This is a genomic window from Janibacter indicus (assembly GCF_900176385.1).
Lineage (GTDB): Bacteria > Actinomycetota > Actinomycetes > Actinomycetales > Dermatophilaceae > Janibacter > Janibacter indicus.
On sequence record NZ_FWXN01000007.1, the window covers coordinates 214,782 to 221,795 of the forward strand.

The 7,014-nt window shown below is 71.2% G+C and carries 9 protein-coding genes and 1 pseudogene; 7 read left to right on the forward strand and 3 right to left on the reverse strand.

Going from position 1 to position 7,014, the window contains the following annotated elements:
- Positions 1-38: 38 nt before the first annotated feature.
- The 7 genes from B9B60_RS10380 (at position 39) to B9B60_RS10410 (ending at position 5,465) form a co-directional block, all read left to right on the forward strand.
- A complete protein-coding gene (locus B9B60_RS10380; protein ID WP_084451322.1) occupies positions 39-848 on the forward strand; it encodes a thymidylate synthase in 810 nt (269 codons plus the stop codon).
- Positions 845-1,813: a dihydrofolate reductase gene (locus tag B9B60_RS10385; RefSeq protein ID WP_084451323.1), complete on the forward strand. Its 969-nt coding sequence runs from the start codon at positions 845-847 to the stop codon at positions 1,811-1,813. The genes B9B60_RS10380 and B9B60_RS10385 overlap by 4 nt, the downstream gene beginning before the upstream one ends.
- Before the next feature lie 48 nt (positions 1,814-1,861).
- Entirely contained in the window at positions 1,862-2,491 is a 630-nt protein-coding gene (locus tag B9B60_RS10390; protein ID WP_084451324.1) for a SatD family protein, read from the forward strand.
- On the forward strand, positions 2,488-3,246 hold the full coding sequence (locus tag B9B60_RS10395) for a hypothetical protein (protein ID WP_084451325.1): 759 nt from the start codon (positions 2,488-2,490) through the stop codon (positions 3,244-3,246). The genes B9B60_RS10390 and B9B60_RS10395 overlap by 4 nt, the downstream gene beginning before the upstream one ends.
- 295 nt (positions 3,247-3,541) lie before the next feature.
- Positions 3,542-4,264 (forward strand): enoyl-CoA hydratase-related protein, encoded by a 723-nt coding sequence (locus B9B60_RS10400; RefSeq protein ID WP_084451326.1) that lies wholly within the window; start codon positions 3,542-3,544, stop codon positions 4,262-4,264.
- On the forward strand, positions 4,264-4,812 hold the full coding sequence (locus B9B60_RS10405) for a GNAT family N-acetyltransferase (RefSeq protein WP_084451327.1): 549 nt from the start codon (positions 4,264-4,266) through the stop codon (positions 4,810-4,812). Before B9B60_RS10400 ends, B9B60_RS10405 begins: the two co-directional genes overlap by 1 nt.
- On the forward strand, positions 4,809-5,465 hold the full coding sequence (locus B9B60_RS10410) for an AzlC family ABC transporter permease (RefSeq protein WP_084451328.1): 657 nt from the start codon (positions 4,809-4,811) through the stop codon (positions 5,463-5,465). The genes B9B60_RS10405 and B9B60_RS10410 overlap by 4 nt, the downstream gene beginning before the upstream one ends.
- Here the strand turns inward: B9B60_RS10410 and B9B60_RS10415 are convergent.
- The 3 genes and pseudogenes from B9B60_RS10415 to B9B60_RS17190 form a co-directional block, all read right to left on the reverse strand.
- Positions 5,396-5,566: pseudogene (locus B9B60_RS10415) on the reverse strand (integrase core domain-containing protein); the annotation flags it as partial. The gene B9B60_RS10410 and the pseudogene B9B60_RS10415 sit on opposite strands and share 70 nt — an antisense overlap.
- A gap of 13 nt (positions 5,567-5,579) precedes the next feature.
- Positions 5,580-6,686, reverse strand: a complete 1,107-nt coding sequence (locus tag B9B60_RS10420; protein WP_084451329.1) for an IS110 family RNA-guided transposase — start codon at positions 6,684-6,686, stop codon at positions 5,580-5,582.
- 98 nt (positions 6,687-6,784) lie between these two features.
- Positions 6,785-7,014: hypothetical protein (locus B9B60_RS17190; protein WP_159451191.1), on the reverse strand; the 230-nt coding region annotated here is incomplete at its 5' end.

Below are 7,014 nucleotides of genomic sequence, written 5' to 3' on the forward strand. Positions count from 1 at the left end.
TCAGCGTAGCCGTCGGTGGTGGCGTCTATCGTGGCGCCATGCGTCAGTACCTCGACCTCCTCGAGCACGTCCGGGACCACGGCGTGGACAAGTCCGACCGCACCGGCACGGGCACCCGGAGCGTCTTCGGCCACCAGATGCGCTTCGACCTGTCGGAGGGCTTCCCGGTCCTCACGACGAAGAAGCTGCACCTGCGCTCGATCATCGGTGAGCTGCTGTGGTTCCTGCGCGGCGACACCAACGTGCGCTGGCTCCAGGAGCGCGGCATCAGCATCTGGGACGAGTGGGCCGACGAGCAGGGTGAGCTCGGCCCGGTCTACGGGCACCAGTGGCGCTCCTGGCCGACCCCCGACGGCGGCACGATCGACCAGATCGAGCGGGTCGTCGAGGGGCTGCGGACCAACCCCGACAGCCGACGGCACATCGTCTCGGCGTGGAACGTCGCCGAGGTCGACTCGATGGCGCTGCCGCCGTGCCACACGATGTTCCAGTTCTACGTCACCCCGGCGAGCGAAGGGGGCCGCCCCCGGCTGTCGTGCCAGCTCTATCAGCGCAGCGCCGACATCTTCCTGGGCGTCCCCTTCAACATCGCCTCCTACGCCCTGCTGACGATGATGGTCGCCCAGCAGGTCGACATGGAGCCGGGCGAGTTCGTCCACACGCTCGGCGACGCCCACCTCTACAGCAACCACCTCGACCAGGCCGCCGAGCAGCTGAACCGCTCCCCCGGGCCGCTGCCGCGGATGGAGATCACCCGGCGCGAATCGATCGACGCCTACGAGCTCGAGGACTTCACCCTCGTCGGCTACGAGGCCGCACCGTCGATCAAGGCACCGATCGCCGTATGAGCCTTGCCCGACGCGTCCCCGGCGAGCTGCGCGGTCGGGTCCCGCTCGTCGCCGCGTCCTACGCCGTGATGACCCGCGAGGGCACCTCGGGCACCGAGGTGCTCCTCCAGTTGCGGCAGGGCACCGGGTTCATGGACGGCTGGTGGGCCTGCGGGGCGGCCGGGCACGTCGAGGACGCGAGCGCCCCGAGCGAGGCACTGCGTCAGGAGGTCCTCGAGGAGCTCGGTGTGCACGTCGGGGCCGCGACGCCCCTGACGACGCTCCAGCGCACGAGCGCGGCGGGCCGGCTCGAGCAGCGGGCCGACTTCTTCTTCCACGTCACCGAGTGGTCGGGCGAGCCGACCGTGCAGGAGCCCGACAAGGCGGCGGACCTGCGGTGGTGGCCGCTGGCCCGGCTGCCCGAGTTGGTCGTCCCCCACGAGCGGGTCGTGCTGGAGGGCCTGCGCGACGGGAGGCTTCCCCCCTTCGTCGAGCTGGGGCACGACCAGCGCCTGGTGCTCGTCGCGGCGCTGGGGGCCAACCGCGCCATCGGGGTCGACGGTGGCATGCCGTGGCACCTGCCCGAGGATCTGGCGCACTTCAAGGCCCTGACGATGGGCGGCACGATGATCATGGGGCGACGCACCTGGGACTCGATCGGACGTGCGCTCCCCGGCCGCACCACGGTCGTCATCACCTCCGACCACGCGTGTTCGGCTCCCGGCGCCGTCGTCGTCCACTCCCTGGCGGAGGCGCTGGCCGTCGCCGGACCGGGCGAGGTCTTCGTCGTCGGAGGTGGCGAGATCTACCGCCAGACTATCGCCCTGGCCTCGCGGCTGGAGCTGACCGAGATCGCCGCCTCGCCGCAGGCCGAGGTCTTCTTCCCCGAGGTCGACGACGGGTGGCGCGAGGTGCAGCGGACCCCCCGCGAGGGCTTCGACTTCGTCACCTACGAGCGTGAACCTCACCGGATCACCTCGACCTAAGTCGACCACATTGGTTTATTTTGAGGCTAGTTGACCTATGATGTTCACATGACTGCGGTCGCCACCCTCATCGGAGATGTCGTCGGCTCTCGCTCCGTCGCCGACCGACGCGCCCTGCACGCGCGCCTCGAGGAGGTGCTGGCCGATGTCAACGCCCGCACCGAGCCGCTGCAGCCCCTGCGGCTGACCGTGGGCGACGAGTTCCAGGGGGCCTGGCGCCGCCGCGGCGAGGCTGCCCACGCTGCACTCCTGCTGCGGGTCGGGCTGCTGCCCGAGGTCGAGACCCGCTACGGCCTCGGCCGCGGCGAGGTGACCGCACTCAGCGACGACGGGAACATCCAGGACGGCCCCGGCTGGTGGCAGGCACGAGAGGCGATCTCCCTGGCCAAGGCCGACGAGGAGCGTGCTCGCGGCGACGCCCGGGTCGTGCGCACCCGGTGGGTGGAGGACTCCCCCACCGGGCTGGCCCTTGACGCAGCCCTGCGGCACCGCGACCTGCTCCTCGCCGACCTCGACGAGCGGTCCAGACGCCTGCTGCGCGGCCTGCTCGCCGGGTCCACCCAGCGCGCCCTCGCCGAGGGCGAGGGCATCAGCCCGACCGCCGTCTCCCGACGCGTGCGCCGTGACGGCCTCGACCAGGTCGTCACCCTCGACGCCGAACTGGCGGCCCTCGCATGAGCGTCCTCGCCGCCCTCCTCGTCGCGGTCGGAGCCACCGACCTGCTCCGCAGCCTCGGACCGCACCCGGCACGACCCCGCGAGACCCGGGGCGTCCCCGCAGCCGGGCTGCTCCTGCTCGCCCTCGTCGCCGCAGGTGCAGGGCTTCTCGCGACGTGGGGCGGTGTCGCGCTCACCGCTCTGGCGGCCGTCGGACTACTCGCGTGGACGGTGACGGCGGAGCGGGCCGACGCCGGTCACGGGCACGGGCTGGCCCTCACGACCTTCGTCGTGGCCGTCGCCGTCCAGCTCGCCGTCTCGGGCTGGGCCCCGCCGGTCGGTGGGTGGCTCGCCGACTGGCTCACGTGGAGCGCACTGCCGTGGCAGCCCTCCCCGGACCGCGCACTGCTGCTCGCCGGGCTCGTGCTCGTGCAGCTGGCCACGGGCAACCGGTTGGTTCGGCTCGTCCTCGTCACCACCGGCGCCCTGCCGCCTGTGCCCGTGGCGGGTGCGGTCGAGGGACAGCTGCGCGGTGGCCGTCTGCTCGGGCCGCTCGAGCGCATCTTCATCTTCGGGCTGGGGCTGGCCGGGGAGCTCACCGCGGCCGGTCTCGTCATCGCGGCCAAGGGTCTGATCCGCTGGCCCGAGCTGAAGTCCCACGCCCGCAGAGATGACGAGCGTCGTGTCTCCGACATCGACCGGGTGACCGAGTACTTCCTCGTCGGCAGCTTCGTCAGCTGGCTCGTCGCGCTCGGCGCGCTGCTGCTCGCCGCCTGAGCGCGAGCGCGGCCGACAGGATGAGTGCCTCCTGGCTCACCGTGGTGGTGACCACCCGGCACTCGGTCTACCCGACGGCCGGCGTGCACGTCGTCGACGCCGCGTAGGTCCGCGAGCCCCCTGACAGGCATGGGTGTGATGGGCGTGTGGGAGGACGTCACCCGCGCCAGATCCCTTGTCCTGCAGACCCCTACGGGTTGCTGCTGTCCCTGCCTTCGACCGTAGCAATGGCCGGCGGGTCCTGCAGGACGAAGGGGGCTCGGCTCCCCCTTCGCGCCCTCCGTATGCTGACGCCGTGCCCATCCTCAGCGAGACCCACGACGCCGTCACCACCCTGACGATCGATCGCCCGCACCGCCGCAACGCGCTCGACCTGGCCACGCTCGAGGAGCTGCACTCGGCCGTCGTCGCGGCGGTCGACGGCGGGGCCCGTGCGCTCGTCCTCACCGGGGCCGAGGGGCACTTCTGCGCGGGTGCCGACCTCACCGAGCTCGAGGACGTCTCCTTCACCGTGCGGCTGGCCGAGGTCCTTCAGCACCTCGCCGCCGTGCCGATCACGACCATCGCCGCGATCTCCGGGTCGTGCATGGGGCTGGGCATGCAGCTCGCGGTCGCCTGCGACCTGCGGGTGGTCGGCGAGCGGGCCCGCTTCGCCGTGCCCGTCGCCAAGCTCGGCCTCATGGTCGACCAGTGGACGCTCGACCGGGTGGCCCGCTTCTGGGGCGAGGGTGCCGCGCGGCACATGGTGCTCACCGCGGCCGTGCTCGACGGCGACGACGCGTGGCGGCTCGGCTTCGCCCAGCTCCGCGGTGACCTCGACGCCGCTCTCGACCTGGCCCGGTCGGCCGTGCCCCTCGCGCCGCTGTCGCAGGCCGGGTCCAAGATCGGCATGAAATCCAGCCCCGCTCCCGACGAGGCCTACTCCGCGGCCTTCTCCCGGGCCTGGGCCAGCTCCGACCTCGCGGAGGGGCAGCGCGCCTTCGGCGAGCGCCGCACGCCGCGCTTCGAGGGACGCTGATGGTGGCCGCCGACGCGAGCGTGCGCACCGCCGGGCCCGACGACGCCCCGGCCGTCGGCCGGGTCCAGGCACTCGTCTGGCAGCAGGCCTACGACGGCGTCGTCCCGCCGCAGGTGCACGCGAGCTTCGACCCACGCGCCTTCGAGTCCGCGTGGCAGGAGTCCCTGCGCACCCCACCGTCCGGCGTCTACCGGCTGCTCGTGGCGTGCGCCGGTGACGAGGTCGTCGGCTTCGCCTCCATCGGCCCGAGCCAGGACCCCGACGCCGGCCAGACCACCGGCGAGATCTCCGCGCTCGGGATCCACCCCGGCCACCGGCGCCAGGGCCACGGCTCGCGGCTGGTCAACGCCGCGGTCGACCTGCTGCGCGAGGCCGGTGCGGAGCACGTGGCGACGTGGTGCCTCGTCGAGCACGAGGACCTGCGGGGGTTCCTCACCGGCGCCGGCCTCGTCCCCGACGGCGCCTTCCGCGACCGCGTCGTCTCCCCCGACGGCCACACCGCGCGGGAGGTGCGGCTCGTCGCGGCACTGACGGACTCGCCGTCGTGAGCGCGACCCCCTTCGCCGCGGAGCAGGCAGCCGCCCGCCGGCAGGGCATCTCGGTCGGTCTCGCCACCGGTGTCTACGGGGTGAGCTTCGGCGCCCTCGGCATCGCCGCCGGGCTCGACGTCTGGCAGACCGTCGCGCTCTCGCTCCTGCTCTTCACCGGCGGGTCGCAGTTTGCCCTCGTGGGCATCATCGCCTCCGGCGGCAGCCCGATCACGGCCGTGGCGACCTCCACCCTCCTCGGGATCCGCAACGGCCTCTACGGTCTCCAGCTCGCCCGCGTCCTGCGCCTCACGGGATGGCGAAGGGCGGGCGCCGCGCACCTGACGATCGACGAGTCGACGGCGGTCGCGCTGGCCCAGGAGGAGCCGGAGGTGCAGCGCACCGGCTTCTGGGCCGCAGGTCTGGGCGTCTACGTCTTCTGGAACCTGTCGACCCTCGTCGGCGCCCTCGTCGGCAATGCCATCGGCGAGCCGCGGGTGTGGGGTCTCGACGCCGCCGCCGCGGCGGCCTTCGTGGCGCTCATCTGGCCGCGCCTGAGGGATCGCACCGGTCAGGTCACCGCGGCTCTAGCTGTACTCGGCCGTCAGGTTGTTGACAGTCGGCTGGTCGGGGCGAGGCCGCCGAGTGCGGTGTGGCGGCGTTCAGTGTTGTAGTGCTCGAGCCAGGGCGCAAGGGCGGCTGCTCGTTGCTGGTTGCTGGTGAAGACCTGCCGGTAGGCCCACTCGGTTTGCAGGGTGCGGTTGAAGCGTTCGATGCTCCTATGTTCGTCAAGCGGCAGCGTGGACGATCTCGAGCCGGGGTTCGATGAGCGTGGAGCGTGGCAGGTTGTTGAAGACCTCGCGGGCGATGTAGCGCTTGAGGCAGCGGATGATCTCGCGCTTGCTCAGGCCTTCGGCGGTGCGTCGTTCGACGTAGTCACGAGTGGGCTGATGGTGTCGCATTCGGACGATCGTGACGATGTAGAGGGCGCTGTTGGCTGCTCGGTCGCCGCTGCGGCTGAGGCGGTGCCGTCCGGTGGTCCGCCCACTGCTGGCGGGTTGAGGTGCGACGCCGCAGAGCTTGGCGAAGGCGGCTTCATTGCGGATTCGGTCGGTGTTGTCGCCGGCGGTGACCAGGAACTGGCCGGCGATCTCGACCCCGACGCCATGCAGGTCCAGCAGCTGCGGTGCGGTGGCTCGGACCATCACGTCGATCTGCCGGTTGAGCGCCTTGATCTCTTCATCCAGGATCTTCCAGCGCCGCGCGAGGTCCCGCAGGGAGGTCTTCACCGCTGCCATGAGGAGGCGATCGGGGTCGTTGTTGAGCGAGAGGAGGTCGTCGGACTCGGGGCGCAAGCCAGCGCACTTGTTGACCAGCGTGCGCTTGGTCAGGTTGACCAGGTCGTCGCGCAGTGGCGATGGTGCGCCGATCATGACCCCCCAGAGCGTGTTGAAGGCCTGTGTGCGGGCCTTGACGGCGCTGGCTCTTGTCACCCGCAGGGTCCGGATCACCTCCACCGTCCCGGACTTGGCCTTCGGAATCGCGGTCGAGGTCTGAGCGAGAACTGCTCGCGCGATCTGCTCGGCATCGAGGCGGTCGGACTTGCCGTCCATGCGCCGCGCCTGCCGGTTCGGACGGTTCACCTCGACCACCCGCTGTCCGGCCCGGGTCAGCGCTCGAGTGAGGGTGGCGCCGAAGGAGCCGGTGCTCTCCACGCCGATCGCCTGGATCTGGCCGTGTTCGCGCATCCAACCCAGCAGGCTTCGATAGCCCGCATCATTGGCGGGGAACTCCTGATGTCCGAGTAGCCGGCCATGGTCGTCGACCACTGCCGCGTAGTGAGTGTGCTTGTGGGTATCGACGCCACCGATGACAGTGACCGCTGAGATTGTCATGCTGGGATTCGCTCCTCCGTTAGGGCTGATCTGACGGATGGGGCGAACCGGCCGGACGGGCGACAGGTCTGTGACGGGGCTTCTAGTCCAAGCTCCTATCAGGTCAGATCCGTCTGGCCGGCGCGCTCCACGGCGCTGCACCGGAACCGGCCGACAAATCGAACGCAGGACACCGTGGTCACACCTTGGCCGGGGTCAGACCGGCCGGTGCAGCACCACGCAACAGACTCACAGACCTTGCCGTTCTGCCAGGGGCAGTGGGGCTTGATGAACTTGTGCTTGGCGCCCAGCTCGTCGAGGACGGCGCGCACGTCGTGGGAGTTCTTGT

Bases quoted from the DNA above. Each gene is read 5' to 3' on its own strand.
- B9B60_RS10385 (WP_084451323.1), top strand. From the start codon at position 845: ATGAGCCTTGCCCGACGCGTCCCCGGCGAGCTGCGCGGTCGGGTCCCG.
- B9B60_RS10380 (WP_084451322.1), top strand. From the start codon at position 39: ATGCGTCAGTACCTCGACCTCCTCGAGCACGTCCGGGACCACGGCGTG.
- B9B60_RS10420 (WP_084451329.1), bottom strand. From the start codon at position 6,686: ATGACAATCTCAGCGGTCACTGTCATCGGTGGCGTCGATACCCACAAG.
- B9B60_RS10395 (WP_084451325.1), top strand. From the start codon at position 2,488: ATGAGCGTCCTCGCCGCCCTCCTCGTCGCGGTCGGAGCCACCGACCTG.
- B9B60_RS10390 (WP_084451324.1), top strand. From the start codon at position 1,862: ATGACTGCGGTCGCCACCCTCATCGGAGATGTCGTCGGCTCTCGCTCC.
- B9B60_RS10405 (WP_084451327.1), top strand. From the start codon at position 4,264: ATGGTGGCCGCCGACGCGAGCGTGCGCACCGCCGGGCCCGACGACGCC.